The 14,807-nt window shown below is 71.5% G+C and carries 12 protein-coding genes; 7 read left to right on the plus strand and 5 right to left on the minus strand.

Going from position 1 to position 14,807, the window contains the following annotated elements:
- Positions 1 to 74: 74 nt before the first annotated feature.
- Complete coding sequence (locus ACH4XV_RS41495; protein WP_395798625.1) at positions 75 to 1,643, plus strand: glycosyltransferase; 1,569 nt, start codon at positions 75 to 77, stop codon at positions 1,641 to 1,643.
- Entirely contained in the window at positions 1,640 to 3,298 is a 1,659-nt protein-coding gene (locus tag ACH4XV_RS41500; protein ID WP_395798627.1) for an ArnT family glycosyltransferase, read from the plus strand. Before ACH4XV_RS41495 ends, ACH4XV_RS41500 begins: the two co-directional genes overlap by 4 nt.
- On the opposite strand, the gene ACH4XV_RS41505 is transcribed toward ACH4XV_RS41500, so the two are convergent.
- Entirely contained in the window at positions 3,291 to 3,893 is a 603-nt protein-coding gene (locus ACH4XV_RS41505) for an RNA polymerase sigma factor (RefSeq protein WP_395798629.1), read from the minus strand. The two genes, ACH4XV_RS41500 and ACH4XV_RS41505, sit on opposite strands and share 8 nt — an antisense overlap.
- 694 nt (positions 3,894 to 4,587) lie before the next feature.
- Here ACH4XV_RS41505 and ACH4XV_RS41510 point away from each other — a divergent pair.
- Together ACH4XV_RS41510 and ACH4XV_RS41515 are read left to right on the plus strand one after the other, a co-directional pair.
- Positions 4,588 to 5,193, plus strand: a complete 606-nt coding sequence (locus tag ACH4XV_RS41510; RefSeq protein WP_395798631.1) for a helix-turn-helix domain-containing protein — start codon at positions 4,588 to 4,590, stop codon at positions 5,191 to 5,193.
- A gap of 39 nt (positions 5,194 to 5,232) precedes the next feature.
- The gene (locus ACH4XV_RS41515) at positions 5,233 to 5,418 is read left to right on the plus strand and encodes an antitoxin (RefSeq protein WP_395798633.1); all 186 of its coding nucleotides are present in this window, start codon (positions 5,233 to 5,235) and stop codon (positions 5,416 to 5,418) included.
- A 114-nt stretch (positions 5,419 to 5,532) separates the two neighbouring features.
- Here the strand turns inward: ACH4XV_RS41515 and ACH4XV_RS41520 are convergent, their stop codons facing one another.
- Positions 5,533 to 7,926, minus strand: a complete 2,394-nt coding sequence (locus ACH4XV_RS41520; RefSeq protein WP_395798635.1) for a collagenase — start codon at positions 7,924 to 7,926, stop codon at positions 5,533 to 5,535.
- Between the two features lie 289 nt (positions 7,927 to 8,215).
- Here ACH4XV_RS41520 and ACH4XV_RS41525 point away from each other — a divergent pair, with 289 nt between their 5' ends.
- The 3 genes from ACH4XV_RS41525 (at position 8,216) to ACH4XV_RS41535 (ending at position 11,239) form a co-directional block, all read left to right on the plus strand.
- Positions 8,216 to 8,755, plus strand: coding sequence for a putative immunity protein (locus ACH4XV_RS41525; RefSeq protein ID WP_395798637.1), 540 nt, complete (start codon positions 8,216 to 8,218; stop codon positions 8,753 to 8,755).
- 177 nt (positions 8,756 to 8,932) lie between these two features.
- On the plus strand, positions 8,933 to 10,456 hold the full coding sequence (locus tag ACH4XV_RS41530) for a carotenoid oxygenase family protein (protein WP_395798639.1): 1,524 nt from the start codon (positions 8,933 to 8,935) through the stop codon (positions 10,454 to 10,456).
- A 390-nt stretch (positions 10,457 to 10,846) separates the two neighbouring features.
- Positions 10,847 to 11,239: a chaplin gene (locus tag ACH4XV_RS41535; RefSeq protein ID WP_395798641.1), complete on the plus strand. Its 393-nt coding sequence runs from the start codon at positions 10,847 to 10,849 to the stop codon at positions 11,237 to 11,239.
- 252 nt (positions 11,240 to 11,491) lie between these two features.
- Here the strand turns inward: ACH4XV_RS41535 and ACH4XV_RS41540 are convergent, their stop codons facing one another.
- The 3 genes from ACH4XV_RS41540 to ACH4XV_RS41550 are packed head-to-tail and all read right to left on the minus strand — an operon-like array spanning position 11,492 to position 14,503.
- Positions 11,492 to 12,928, minus strand: a complete 1,437-nt coding sequence (locus ACH4XV_RS41540; protein WP_395798643.1) for a hypothetical protein — start codon at positions 12,926 to 12,928, stop codon at positions 11,492 to 11,494.
- On the minus strand, positions 12,925 to 14,169 hold the full coding sequence (locus ACH4XV_RS41545; protein ID WP_395798645.1) for a beta-ketoacyl-[acyl-carrier-protein] synthase family protein: 1,245 nt from the start codon (positions 14,167 to 14,169) through the stop codon (positions 12,925 to 12,927). Before ACH4XV_RS41545 ends, ACH4XV_RS41540 begins: the two co-directional genes overlap by 4 nt.
- A 1-nt stretch (position 14,170) precedes the next feature.
- The gene (locus tag ACH4XV_RS41550; RefSeq protein WP_395798673.1) at positions 14,171 to 14,503 is read right to left on the minus strand and encodes a phosphopantetheine-binding protein; all 333 of its coding nucleotides are present in this window, start codon (positions 14,501 to 14,503) and stop codon (positions 14,171 to 14,173) included.
- Between the last annotated feature and the right edge of the window lie 304 nt (positions 14,504 to 14,807).

A 14,807-nucleotide genomic window follows, 5' to 3' on the forward strand; every position in this document is an offset into this window, starting at 1 on the left:
CGTCACAGACCGCCCGCTTCCGTCGTCCGATACCAGTGCCTGCACCACTCGCCGCCCGAGGACCTGGAGATCCGTTGACCCCGCTGCACCGCCCCGGCGCCGCACTCGTCACCGCCGCCGTGGCCGTCCTGTTGGTTGCCGGGGGCGGCGTCGCCGCTGCGGCCCCGCTCGCCGCGTCCGACGACGGCGGCCGTCCGGTGTGGGTCGTCACCGGCATCGGCCTGCTCGTCGCCGTCTCGCTGGCGCTCACCGTGGTCTCCTCGATCACGCTCGCCTGGATGTTGCACGCCTGGCGCACCCCGGAGACGATGGCGGCCACCCGCTTCGACGCGCCCGACCTGCCGCCCGCCCACCGCTTCTCGCTCCTGGTCCCCGCCCGACACGAGGAGCCGGTCCTCGGCGCCACCCTCGACCGCCTCGCCGCCGGTCGGCATCCGAACGTCGAGATCCTCGCCATCGTCGGCCACGACGACCCCGGCACCGAGGCGGTCGCGCGGGCCGCCGCCGAACGCCACCCGAACCTGATCCGCGTGGTGATCGACCACACCGTGCCCAAGACCAAACCGGCCGCGCTGAACACCGCGCTGGCGCACGTCACCGGCGACGTGGTCGGCGTGTTCGACGCCGAGGACGAGGTACACCCCGAACTGCTGTCGCGCGTCGACGCGTTCATGCAGGACGGCGGTGCCGCCGTGGTCCAGGGTGGGGTGCAACTGGTCAACCTGGACAGCAGTTGGTGGGCGCTGCGCAACTGCCTCGAATACTTCTTCTGGTATCGCAGCCGGCTGCACTTCCACGCCCACGCGCGGTTCGTCCCGCTCGGCGGCAACACCGTCTTCCTGCGCACCGACCTGATCCGCGAGGCCGACGGCTGGGACGCGAGATGCCTGGCCGAGGACTGCGAGTTGGGTGTGCGGCTGTCCGCCGACGGCGCCGATATCGCGGTGGCCTATGACCCCGAATTGGCCACGCGCGAGGAGACGCCGCCCACGATCGCCGCCCTGATCCGCCAACGCACCCGCTGGGACCAGGGGTTCCTCCAGGTCTTCCGCAAGGGCGAATGGCGCCGACTGCCGCTGTGGACGCAACGCGCCCTGGCCCGCTACACGTTGGCGATGCCCTTCCTCCAGGCCTTCTCCGGGTTGATGATTCCGGTCTCGGCGGCACTGATGATCTGGGCGAAGGTACCCACGCCGGTCATGCTGACCAGTTTCCTGCCGCTCGCGCCGACGTTCGTGACCCTGGTCGTGGAGGTGTGCGCGCTCGCCGAGTTGAGCAAGTCCTTCGCCCTGCGCGCCCGCGCCCGGGAGTACATCCTGCTCGTCCTCGGCACCTTCCCCTACCAGGTGCTGCTCGCGTTCGCGGCGGTGCGCTCGGTGTGGCGCGAACTCCGGGGCGAGCGCGGCTGGGAGAAGACGGCGCACGTGGGCGCGCACCGGGTCGGACCCGCGGCGATCGAGACTCCCCACGAGCTCGCCACGGTGGTGCTGCCCGCCGGCGCCGCCGCCGTGACCCTGGTCAAGTCCCCCGCGCCGGCCCCGCTCGCCGGTTCGGACGGCGCCGCGCCCCACCCCGAGCCGGGCACCGTCGACGCCGGCGCCGCGCGCGGCGACGAGGGGCCCGCTCCGGAGCGCGAGGGATGACTCGCAGCTCGCGGCGCGGCGACCTCCGCCTGCTGATCCCGCTCCTCGTGCTGTCCGCGCTCACCCAGGCGCACGGGATGACCGGTACCCCGCAGTACACCGACGACGAGGGCACCTACGTCGCCCAGGCGTGGGCGGTGCCGAAGCTGGGTGCGCTCGGCCACTACACCTACTGGTACGATCATCCGCCGCTGGGCTGGCTCCAGTTGTCGGTGTGGACCACGCTCACCGACGGCTTCGCCCGCTACGACGCCGCCGTGTCGGCGGGACGCGAGGCGATGCTCGTCGCGCACGTGATCGCGGGCGCGTTGTTGTGGATGCTGGCCCGACGCGCCGGGCTCTCTCGGCCGGGCGCAGCCATCGCGCTGGGGCTGTACGCGTTCAGCCCGCTCGCGGTGGCCTTCCACCGCATGGTCTACCTCGACAACATCGCCGTCGTGTGGCTGCTCGCCGCGCTCGTGCTCGCCTACAGTCCCCGGCGCCGGTTGTCGGCGTACGCGGGCGCCGGACTGTGTCTGGGCATCGCGATCCTGAGCAAGGAGACCTTCCTGCTCGCCGCGCCGCTGGTCCTCGCCGTCGTATGCCGACGCACGCCACGATCGCTGCGCCCGTACGCGACCGCCGTCACCGGGGCGATGACCACGCTCGTCCTGGGTGCCTACCTTCTGGTCGCGATGCTCAAGGGCGAGTTGTTGCCGGGCCCCGACCACGTGAGCCTGTGGCACGGCGTCGCCTTCCAGCTGTGGCAACGCCCTTCGGGAGGAAGCCTGTTGGACCCCGGGAGCCTGACCCGGACGACGGTCGACCTGTGGCTGCGACGCGATCCGGTGTTGCTTTCGGGCGGCTTGCTCGCGGCGGTGGTCGTGCTGCTCGCGCGCCGGCGCGCGGAACTGCGCCCGTGGCGGGCGACCGCCTGGACCCTCGTGGTGGCCGCGGCGTTGTCGCTGCGCCCGGACGGCTATGTGCCGGTGCCGTACGTGGTGATGCTGCTGCCGCTGTGCGCGTTGCTGGTCGGGGCGTTGGTGGACGGCGGGTTGCGGATGACGCGGGCATCGGCGGATTCGGGGCCGGAAGCGGCGCCTTCGCGGGATCCCGCGAAGGCGCGGGAGCGCGTGCCGGTCTCGTGCCGGGAGGCGGTGCCGGAGCCGGCTTCGCCGACCGAACCCGGCGCGTCCGACCGGGGATCGCCGGACGCGAGTGGGACCGCCGTGGGGCGCCCGGGCGGCGTGCGGGTCGATCATTCGGCCGTCGATCCTCGGATCCGGATCGTATGTGTCTGCGTGGCGGTGCTGTTGGCCACGCACTGGGCCCAACCGCTGCTGCGGGCGCCCGACGACGTACGGTCGATGGCCGAGGCCCGGACCTGGTTGGAGGCGCGGATCCGACCCGGGGAACGGGTGTTGGTCGACGACGCAATGTGGCTGGACCTGGTACGGGACGGGATGGACCGCGAGCGTGTGGTGTGGTTCAGCAAACCCGGCGCGGACCGCGACGTGCCCTCGCGCCCGGAGGACTACCGCTACCTGGTGGCCACCGAGTCCGTGCGGGCCTTCCAGCACGACCTGCCCAGCCTGGCCGAGGTTCTGCGCCGTTCGACGACCGTGGCCGTCTTCGGCACCGGGCCGCAACGGGTGGAGGTGCGCCGGATCAGCTGAGCTGGACGCGCCCCGCGGGGACGTCGGTACTCTCGACGGTGTCTGGTACGGCCAGCAGTCGGGTCAGTGCGACCCGACCGCGGGCCACCCACGTGCGCGCGTTGGCCTCACTCACCCCGCATACCTCGGCGATTTCGGGATACGGCATTGCCAGCAGGTGGCGCAGCAGTATCGCGGTGCGGTGGCCCGGCGGGATCAGTGCCAACGCCCGCCGCAGTCGGTCCCGTTCGGCGACACCGTCCTCGGGGCCGGCGATCGCGCCGAGGTCGGCGTCGGTGCGGTCCGGATCGGGCAGCGCCACCGTGTGCGGCCTGCGCTCGTCGCGTCGGGCGAAGTCCACGCCGGTGCGGTGCACGATGGCGAACAGCCAGGTACGCAACCGCGCGTCGCCGCGGAATCCGGCCGCGCCGTGCCAGACCTTGATCCACACCTCCTGCACCAAGTCCGGAACCTGCTGCCGGTCGGCGCACCACCGGGTGGCGAAGTTCCATACGTCGGTGCCGTAGCGGGCGATCAGTTGTTCGAATGCGGCCGGGTCGCCGAGCGCCACCGCCGCCGCCAACTCGCTGTCCGACGCCCGTTCGTCGTCTCGCATGTCGTGTTCCTCCCCCGCCGGCCCGAGCCCGCCCGAACCGGCCCGCCCCACCCCGGGGTTCCGCCCCGTGACGCGGGCCCCCACCCGTCGCCCCCTCGAATCGGCCTACCGCCCGGGGTTCGGCGGCCGATCCGCGCGCGGTTCGCGAACGGCCGTCGCGATCACGTGCGCCCAAAACCCTACCGGTGGTGCGGGCCCCCGCGCGGCCGTCAAGCACAACTGCAACGCGGCCTTTTCCTCGTCGCTCGGCCGGGCATCCGGCTCGGCGGTGGCGAGCGCGTCCATGTCCACCCATCCGGTGGCCGCATCGATCGGGACACCCTCACCCGAACCCGACCGCAAACCGTTCTCGTGCCCCACGCCGTCGCCTCCCCAAACCCGGTTCACACCCCGCGCGCACCCGACACACGGAGCGACCAACCCCTACGTTACGGCTCACCGTGCACGGCGCGTTGGTCGGCCGCGGCGACGGTGTCGGGGGTTTCCGGCGCGTCCACGGTAGCGGGAACGCTGATTTTCGGGCCGCGGAAGGTGATGTGCATGCCTTTCCGGGCGGTGTCCGCGGGCCCCCGGGGGATGCCCGTGGGACGGTCCGCCACGGCGCCGCGGACAGACGCCGGCCGGATCGATCGCGGGGCGCCGGCGAGTGGGGCCGAGTCTCGACGCTGAGCCTGCTTTGCATGAAAGGCATACAATGTTGCCTATGACGCAAGAAGATGGGGAGCTGGACAGCCTCGTGCGCAAACGCATCCGTGCCCTGCGGGTGGCGCAGGGCTGGTCCCTGGAGGAGCTGGCCGGGCGCGCCAACCTCAGTCAGTCCTCACTGAGCCGGATCGAGAACGGGCGGCGCCGGCTCGCCCTGGATCAGCTGGTCACCCTCGCCCGCGCGCTGGACACCACGCTGGACCAGCTCGTGGAGACCGCCGCCGACGATGTGGTCGTCAGTCCGATGATCGACGGCGCGCACGGCCTGATGCGCTGGCCCATCAAGGGTGACCCGGGCATGAGCGTGGTGCGTCAGCGCATGACGGAGCCGCCGCCGGACAATCCCGCGCGGATGCGCGCCCACCCGGGCCGGGAATGGCTCGTCGTGCTGTCCGGCACGGCGATCCTGATGCTCGGCCATCGCCGCCTCCGCATCGAGACGAATCAGGCCGCCGAGTTCCCCACGATGTTGCCGCACGCGATCGGCACGGCCGGCGGGCCCTGCGAGATCCTGGGCATTTTCGACCGCGACGCCCGGCGTGGCCACCAGCGCGAGGGCGGCGACTCCGGATGCACCCCGCTGGAACGGGTGTGACGCTGGAGTGCAGGATCACCACGTTCGAGGAGGGCCACGATGTCCGTCATGGACAAGCTCAAGCAGATGCTGAAGGGCCACGAGGACAAGGCCGGGCAGGGCGTCGACAAGGCGGGCGACTTCGTCGACGACAAGACCCAGGGCAAGTACACCGGTCAGGTCGACACTGCCCAGGACAGGCTCAAGGACCGACTCGGCCGGGATCAGGACACTCCGCCGCAGTAACGGCGCAGGCCACGACGGCGGTCCCCGCCATCCGACATCGGATGGCGGGGACCGCCGTCGTGCTCGGGGTGTTCCGGTGGCTCACCCCGGTTCAAGGATTGCCGGCGGACCGGCTCACTTGTACTGCGTGCTCGCGGTCACGCCGGTGAAGCTCTGCGCGGCGGCGAGGGTGAAGTAGACCCAGCCGGACGGCGGATCGGCGATCGTCAGGGTTTCGGCGTTGCCGGCGTTGGTGGACTTCGCCCGGTAGTCGGTGGTGGTGGCCCAGGTGCCGCCGCCGTAGTACAGGTCGGCGTTGCCGGTGCCGCCGGTGGTGGTGATGGTCAATTCCTTGACGCCGGCGGGCAGGTACAGGAAGTGGTACGCGGCGTTGCCGGTGGTGGCCGCGAGATTGTCCCGGCGGCAGTTCTTGTCGAACTGCCGGGGGTCGGCGTTGGTGCACAGCGCAATGGCCGCGGCCTCCGGCAGCGGGCCGCAGTCGGCGGTGGCGCAGGTGGTCGTCAGCCAGTTGGCGAAGTCGGCGTCGTAGCCGGTGCCGATGGTTTGCTTCAGGAAGGTGCGGGCGCCGGCCCAGTCGCCGGTGCGGTACTTGGCGAGTACGGTCTCGACGTCGGCGGGGTGCGCCTGGAGCATGTAGCGCACAGCCAGCCAGCCCCACCGGTAGACCCGGGCCGAGTTGACATCGGGGTTGTCGTCCTGGTCGTAGACGGTGTCGAAGAGTTGGCTGAGCGTGTAGGTCTTCTGTCCGGCCGCGGCGATCGCGTCGGCGTTGCGCTGGTTGCGATAGCCGTACGAGATGTTCTCGGCGATGCCCTCGACCCACCAGATGGTCGGAGTGGTCATGCCCGCCTCGAAGTCGCCGTACATGTTGTAACGGCCGTCGAGGTAGTGGGTGTACTCGTGGTTGAGGTTCCAGATCTGGAAGGACGGACGCAGCCAGTCGGCCTCGTGGGCGATGAAGCGGGCCTGGTTGCCGGCCAGGTTCGGGTTGCCCTCCTCGTACGTGCCGCCGTTGTCGACGTCGATGTCGTAGATGGCCCAGGCGTACAGCGAGTACTGGGTGTAGTCGTCGAAGACGACGACCTCGAGGTTGGTGTTCACATCGCCCGGGATCGCGCCCTTGTCGCCGATCACCCGATGGAAGTAGGCGTCCTGGTTGATCAGACTGCTACAGGTGCCGGTCAGTTGCGCGGGGGACATGTCCTGGGCGCGGATCTTCAGGTTCGGGCTACAGACGTGCTGGGTCGGCAGGACCACCGGGAGCACCCGGGCACCCAGGTCGCATATGGCGTACGCCGCACAGTTGTTCCGGTCGAACGCGCGGGTGTACCAGGCCAGGTTCATGGTGATCGGTCCGGTGGGGCCGATGTTCGGGTAGCGGTTGATCAGGTCCTTCAGCAGCGGCCGGACCCGATCCTTCAACTCGGGGATGTCGAGGGCGTAGCCGAGGAAGCGGCCGACGTTGCTGACCACGTCCAGGCGGTTGAGCTGAGCGTTGTTGCGGATGATGAAGTCGGCCCAGGTGTTGGTGATGGTGGGGTCGGCCTTGAGGGCGGCCCGCCAGCCGCGGGCGTCGTTCTTGGCCTTGAAGCCGTTCTCGGCGACCCACTCGACGTGCGCCACGGCGAGCGTCATCCCGTCGGGCCACGTGGCGTCGTAGCTCGCGAGGAGCCACTTGACGACACCGGCGTACCGACCGGCGGTGCCGGTGCTGTCGATCAGCGTGACGACCTCGTTGAGGGTCGCGCCGTTGGCGTCGGTGACGTCCTTGCTGTGCGGGGAGGCGAAGAAGGCGTCCAGCGCGGCGCGGGCCGCGGTGTCCAGCGCCGGGCCGTAGGCGCCGACGGCGTTCGTGTTGTTGTCCTGCACGTAGTAGCCGGCGCGCAGGAACAGCACCAGCTGCCCGATGGAGGTGGTGTTGGTGCCGGGGTACGCCGCGGAGGCGTCCCGGAGCGCGTCGGCGACGGTGACCATCTTGGCTTCGCGGAAGGCCGTTCCCGCGGTCGTGCCGGTGAGGTTGAACAACGGGTACGTGCACGTGACGTCGGGGAGCGCCGTCAGCTGTCGGATCAGCTCGGGGCCGCTCGCGTCGATCACTGCGGACAGGTCGCCGCATCCGTTGGCGGCGGCCGAGAACTGCCTGCCGTCCGCGCCGGGTTCGGCGGTCGGGGGGGCCGACTGGGCGCGCTCCTCGGTGCCTTCCTGCGAGGAGATGTCGAAGCCGGAGGCATCGGCCCGGGCGTCGGGTGACTTGGGGACCGGGATCGACCGGGGCGCGGTGGGCGGGGTCTTGCCGGCACTTGCGCGGGCCGCGGCCGGGGCGGTGGCGGTCTGGGCCTGGGCCTGGGCTTGGGCTTGGGTCTGAGCTTGGGTCTGAGCTTGGGTCTGAGCTTGGGTCTGAGCTTGGGCCTGGGCCTGTGGAGCGAATAGGCCGAGGGTCAGGAACAGGGCCACGCCGAGCGCGGGCAGACTTCGCGCGTGGGCCGTCGATATCCGGGAGAGACGCATGTGCGGGGGCCTCCGGAGCTGTTGTGGCCGCGTACCGGGACGCAGCCTTCCGATGTGCGACATGTAACATGGCACATGTCGCACCGCGCCGGAAGGGTCTCGACCGGAATGCCGCCCGCGACGCCTGAAACGCCGTCACATCGCGGGCCCCGAAAGGGCGTTGGCGTGGTCGGCGAGGCCGAGCCGGCGCAGCGCCTCGGCCGGGGTTCCCGGTCGTCGACCCGTGTGGCAACGCCGCGGGAGTGTTCGGGGGACCCGCCCGCGCGCAGGCGGTGGCAGGATCGACGCCGTGGCGAGTGTTTTCGGCGACTTCGAGCTGACCATGGACGAGTTGCGCGTCGTGACGCGCTATGCGGCGGAGAGCGCGCGGGACGTTCTGCCCGTGTTCGAGGAGGGTGTCCCCGGCGACCCTCGCCCGCGCGCGGCGCTAGACGCCGCCTGGGAGTTCGTCGACGGTGCGAGGCGGACCAGGCTGCAGCGCGTCGCCTCGTTGGACGCACACCGGGCCGCCAGGGACGCCGGCACCGAAGCGGCCCGCCTCGCCGCGCGCTCCGCCGGCGACGCGGCAGCCGCCGCCTACCTGCACCCGATATCGCGGGCCACCCAGGTCGGACACATCCTGCGCGCCGCCGCGAGTGCCGCCCGCATCGGCGAACTGGGCGCGGGCGGCGACCCCGCGGTCGGGGAGACGCTGATCGAACTGGCTCGACGACGTGCCACGCCGGAACTGGTCTCCGTACTGCGGCGATACCCCCTCGCGCCGACCTCGAGAAATCGCGTCGGACAGCTCATGAGCGCCCTCGACACCGCTCTGCGGGCGGGCGCCTGAACCACGGGGCGAGTGCCCGAACCCCCAGACACCGTCGCGTTGTTCACCCGACCGGGTCGGCTCGCCCCCATGGCCGGGGGTGGGTACAGGCCCACCGCGGTCATGGGGGCAGTGTCATCGTCGTGGTGCCGGGGCGGCGGCACGCTGGACACACAGCCCACGAAACGGAGTGTCGTCATGAACAGCCCCACACGACGGACCGTCCTGCGCGGTGGCGCACTCGCGGCGGGCGGCATCGCCGCAGGCGTCCTCGGCGCGACCGGACCGGCGTTCGCCGCCGCGCCGCAGGCCGATCCCGACGCCGCCGACAGTCGCCGATTCCCGTTCCTGGAAGGCGCGTTCGCCCCGCAGCGGGAGGAGGTCACCGCTTTCGACCTGCCTGTCACCGGTCGTCTGCCGCGCGCGCTCGACGGTCGTTACCTGCGCAACGGACCCAACGTCCTGGGCCTCGAAGACCCCCGGGCGCACCACTGGATGATCGGCGCGGGAATGGTCCACGGCGTACGGCTGCGCGACGGCCGGGCCGAGTGGTACCGCAGCCGCTGGGTGCGTTCCGCCGACGTCGCCGCGCGGCTCGGGGAACCGTACCGGGGCCCCCAGCCGCCTCCCGTCGACGACTTCGCGGCCAACACGCACGTGATCGGGTACCGCGGGCGAATTCTGGCGTGCCAGGAGGGCGGGCCGCTGCCCTACGCGCTCGACGGCGACCTGAACACCGTCGGACTGTGCGACTTCGACCGCACCCTCGACGGATCCTTCGCGGCGCACACCAAGTTCGACCCGCACACCGGCGAACTGCACGCGGTGACGTACGCCATCGACTGGGACCACGTGCGCCACATCGTGCTGGACCGAGCCGGACACGTCGCCCGAACCACGCGCGTGCCGGTGGCGGACTCGCCGATGATGCACGACTTCGGCCTCACCGAGAAGTACGTCGTCCTTTTCGACAACCCCATCACCTTCGACGCCGAGGCCGCCGCTGCCGGGGCCCTGGTGCCCTACGTCTGGAACCCACGACACCCGGCGCGCGTCGGCCTGTTGCCACGAGCGGGCGGCCCGGCGGCATGGTTCGACATCCCGCCGTTCTACTTCTCGCACACGCTCAACGCCTACGACGACGGGGCCGGACGTGTCGTCGTCGACTTCACGCGCATGCCCGCGCCCTTCGAGCCCGCCGGGCGCGGACTCGGCGGTCCGGCGGCGGCCGGGCCGCCCTCGCTGCACCGCTGGACGATCGACCCCGTGCGCGGCGTCGTGCGCACCGAACGTGTCGACGACCGCCCGCAGGAGTTCCCCCGGATCAACGAGGCGTACCTGGGCAGGCGTCACCGATACGGCTACACCGCGGCGTCCGTCGAGCTGTACCGCGCCTACGGGCCGGCGGTGAGCGAGAGTGGCATCCGGGCGGGCAACGGGCTGGTCAAGCACGACCTGGTGCGCGGTACGACCGCGGTGCACCGCCTTCCGCGCGGTGCGGACGCGAGCGAGCCGGTGTTCGTTCCGGCCGAGCGGGGCGGGTCCGCGGGACGTGCCGAGGACGACGGCTACATCCTCGCCTACGTGAACAACCCCGAGCGCTACGCCACCGACCTGGTCGTCCTGTCCGCCCAGGACTTCACCGGCAAGCCGGTGGCGCGCGTCCACCTCCCCGTCCGGGTCCCGCTCGGCTTCCACGGCAGCTGGGTCCCGACGGACTGACGCCGCGACGCGCCGCCCGCCGGGTGTGCGATCACGAACATCGCGAATACTTAAGGTTGTTGGTGTATTGCCGTGCGTGACTGGGGTAGTTGTACGAGTGTGCCGGCTCCCCCCGTGGCCGGTACCCGCGCGGCCCGACGTCGGTTGACCCCCGTCCGACCGTCGGGCCGCGTCCGCCTCGAACCAGTCGGGCCACGGCGTTTGCGTCAGGGATGATCCGGGCGTTCACACCTCGTAGCGACCGTGCTCCAGGAAGGCGCCGGGTCGTCGGGGGCGTGAGTCATTCGAGTGAACCGGGTGGATGGTGGTTGCCGGAGACGCGTCGTCTCGTTGAACCGGGTGCGCGTCGCGGTCCGGCGGCGCGGATGTTGCGCTATACGGGAGATTGTCGTGAACTCGTTCAAAAAGGCCGGAGCCCTGGCCGTCGGTACCGCCGCTCTCGTGATGGCGGGCACGGGTGCCGCGAGCGCGAGCTCCGAGGCCGACGCCGCCGCGGTGAAGTCCTCGGGTGTCTTTTCCGGCAACATCGGCCAGTCCCCGTTCCATACGCCGGCCGAGGGTTGCGCCAATACCGCCAACGCGGTCGCCGCGCTCAACCCGGCGTTCGGGAGCCAATGCGTCATTGCCGAGATCGAGAACAACGACTACGACGACGAGGACTACGACGACTACGACCACGAGGGTGACCACCACCGTCCCCAGGGCGGCCACCGCCCCCACGGCGGCGGTGGCTACCAGCACGACGACGGCCACCGCTCGCTCCTGGAGCGTGTGGGGGTCTGACGACCCGCCGAACCGGGAGCCTGCGCTCGCGCGGTCGGCCCCGACCATCGAAACGGACGCCGTTGGTTGAAATCGGTTCCCGTTGCCTCGCCCCGTCGGATCCCACCCGGATCCGGTGGGGCGAATCGGTTGGTGGACGACGGTGCGTGGTGTTCGTCATCCGGTCCACGTGACGACGTCGGCCTCCGAGACCAGAATCGTGGTCTCGGAGGCCGACGTCGTCACGTATGCGTGCGGGGTGCGGGGTACCGCTCAACAGGGTTGGTCGATGTGGTCCGCGTGGAAGTGCACGGCTCCCAGCACCTGCGGGTCGAACACGTCCAGGAGACCGCGCAGCGGCTCGTCGGGCTGGTCCGGGCCCCAGAGTTCCAGGGCCATCTCGCCGTGGTAGAGCATGGGCCAGCGCACGTAGTGGCGGGTGTCCGCGGGATCGTGCAGCGCGCGCGAGTCGGCCAGCGTGGAGCGGGCCACGTCGATCATCAGGTCGGTGCCACAGCCGAATCCGTACGGATAGCGGTCCCGGTCCGGCGGGATGCTCTCGATCAGCGCCGGGTCGGCGTACGAGACACCGACGTGCGCGTGCAGGCCCGCCCGAATGGCCGGCACCTCGTGGGTACCGTTCGGATCCCACTGCCAGTGCCCCGCCGCGTTTTTGCCGACCCGTACGGTGGGCGCCGCCTCGAACAGCGCGCAGACCTCCCACGCCTCCACCGACGGCGCCATCGGCTGCATGCCCTCGGGCGCCAGGACCCGCAGCCGGCCCCGGTCCAGGTGATGGTCGACGGCCACGAGGTCGCCGGTGGACAGGTCGCGTTTGTCCACCCCCCAGCGTCCGGACGCGGTGACCACGAGCGCGTCGAGGTCGGGATCGAACGCGAAGAGCATGCCCTCGCTGAAGCCCTGGAGGTTGAGGTACATCGCGTACGTGCGGCTCAGCCGGGGCGAGACGAAGTCGCGCATCGCGTGCGGCGCGGGCAACAGCCCGAGGTCCCCCATCCGGGTCCCGGCCGCCACCAGGCTTCGCGGCGCGCGGGCCGCGGCCCACGCCTCGGCGGTGATCGCGTCGCGCACCACGTCGTGCCGGCCCGCCACCTCGTGCGCACACGCCGCGGCGACCAGCCGATCGCAGATGCCCTGGGCGACATGCTCGGTCTCGGTGGGGTGTCCGCCCTCCATCGTGCACAGCGTCGCCTCGGCGACCTCCCCGGGCAGCGTGCCCGGGGTGATGAACACGACGGTGAACACGCCGACCCTGGCCATCAGGATCCGGGCGACGCGCACCACCTCCGAGTGCGCCATCTCGCTCATCCGCTCGGGCACTTCCGCGACCGCGACCAGTCGCCCGACCATGCCCTGCCGACCCTGGTCCTTGCGGAGTTTGAGGAGAAGCGGTGTCGGTTCCTCCACGATCCGGTCGGCCAGCGGGGCGGGGCCGTCGGGTACGGATACACCCACCAGGACCACGTCGAGCCGGGTCTCGTGATCGGCCGACGGGATCAGCCGGTGCCCGCCGCGGACGAACGCCGCCGTCAGGTCGTCCAGGAACGACCGCACCACGCCGGAGAGTTCGGGAGCCGGGTCGACGACCCGGACACTGCAAGAACGCCACCAGTCCAACTCTTCCAACCGCCGCCCCGAGGCCGGGGCGGCGCAGTGCGCCGACGTTGTTTCCGCTCGGGTCACGGTCATGCGGGGGCTCCTGAGGTTGCTGCGCGGAAGGCGAGGACGGCGTTTTGGCCGCCGAACGCGACCGAGGTGGAGATCGCGGTGTTCAGGCGGGCGGGGCGGCGCGGGACCTTGGCAACCACGTCCAGATCGATGTCGGGATCGGTGTGATGGTGATTGGCCGTGGGCGGGATGCTCCCGTGTTCGAGGGTCAGGACGGTGACGGCCGCCTCGATCGCGCCGCCCGCGCCCCCGGAGTGGCCCAGGACGCTCTTCACGGCGGTGACCGGCGGGCAGCGGTCGAAGGTGGCCGCGAGGAAGCGGGCCTCGGCGGCGTCGTTGAGGACCGTGCCGGTGCCGTGCGTGTTGACGTGGTCGACGTCGCCCGGACTCCAGTCGGCGTCGGCCAGCGCCGCGCGGGTGGCGAGCCGGGCGCCGCGGCCGTCGGGGTGCGGCGCGGTCACGTGGTGGGCGTCGTTGGCCGAGCCGTACCCGGACAGCAGGGCCCGCACCCGGGCCCGACGGGCCCGCGCGTGCTCCAGCCGCTCCAGGACCAGGACGCCGATGCCCTCGCCCAGCACGAAGCCGTCGCGCTCGGCGTCGAACGGCCGACACGCCCGCTCCGGGTCGCCGGACCGGGTGGACAGCGCGCCCAGTTGGGCGAAGGAGGCCGCGGTGATGCGGTTGCACATCGTGTCGGCGCCGCCGGCGAAGACGATGTCCAGGGTCCCCGCGCGCACCAGGTCGCGGGCGATGCCCAGCGCGGTCGCGCCCGACGCGCAGCCGGCGGCGGGCGCGAAGTTGGTGCCCTGGGCGCCCAGGTCGAGGGCGACCTCGGTGGCCGGGTTGTTCGGCAGGGAACGGGGTAGTGCGGCGGGAGAGATGGTGGTGGCCCGATCCGCGCTCAGTCTCGCGATGGCCTCCGTCAGGGACTCCATGCCCGGACCGCCCGAGCCGATGATCACGCCGACGCGGGTGGGGTCCCAGGCACCCGGGTCCAGGGCGGCATCGGCCAGGGCCTCGCGCGCGGCGGCGACGGTCATCCGAGCCGTCCGATCCATGCGACGGGACAACCGCCGACCCAGGAGGGCGTCCCCGTCGAAGTCGGGGACGCTACAGGAGACGTCGACGGCCAGGCCGGCGAGGACCGGGTCGCGGCGGGCCGTGGAAACGCCCGCACACAGGGTCCGCCAGGTGGCTTCGACGCCGATCCCGCCGGCGGTGACCAGGCCCAGACCGGTGACCGCGACCTCGGCCGGGGCCACCTCAGCCCTCCGAGGACGGGGCACCCGCAACGGAGGCCGAGCCGGAGGGAACACCGGCGCCGCCGGATGCGTCGGACGGGGCCGCGGCGCCGCGAGCCCCCGGGACGAGCGCCTCGCAGCGCGGGGCCGCCTCGAACGCCGCGGCGGCCTCGCCCAACGTGGTGTCCTTGTCCAGGTTGCCGAGCCCGCGGAAGTCCTTGTCGGTCCGGTCCGCGACGATGACCGCCAGCTCCGCCAGTGACAGCGAGTCCAACTCCAGCGTGGCGAACGTCGCTTCGGGAACGATATCTGCGGCGTCGATGCCGAACTCCTCGACCAACAACTCACACAGCATCGCGTACACGGGGAATGCCTTCCTGCTCGGTCGGACCGGGCACACCCGGCGGCGCGTCGCCGTACAGCAACCCCGATCGGGTATGCGATCGAGCATCTTGTGTATCGGTGACGAGGTCCGGGGCAAAACTCCCGCGCGACCGCCCCCGCACCCCCGAACCGGCCCTTCACCTGGGGCGATGCGTCGGGAACGGTACCGGGAGCCCGCCCGGATGTTCACCCGCAAGTACGCAACCATCAGGGGCCGCGAACGCACGACCGCGGACGTGGCGTGACCTTTGCCGAGCCTGTGCGGTTAACCGGCC

This window comes from Embleya sp. NPDC020630, assembly GCF_044334985.1.
In the GTDB taxonomy this organism is placed as follows: domain Bacteria; phylum Actinomycetota; class Actinomycetes; order Streptomycetales; family Streptomycetaceae; genus Embleya.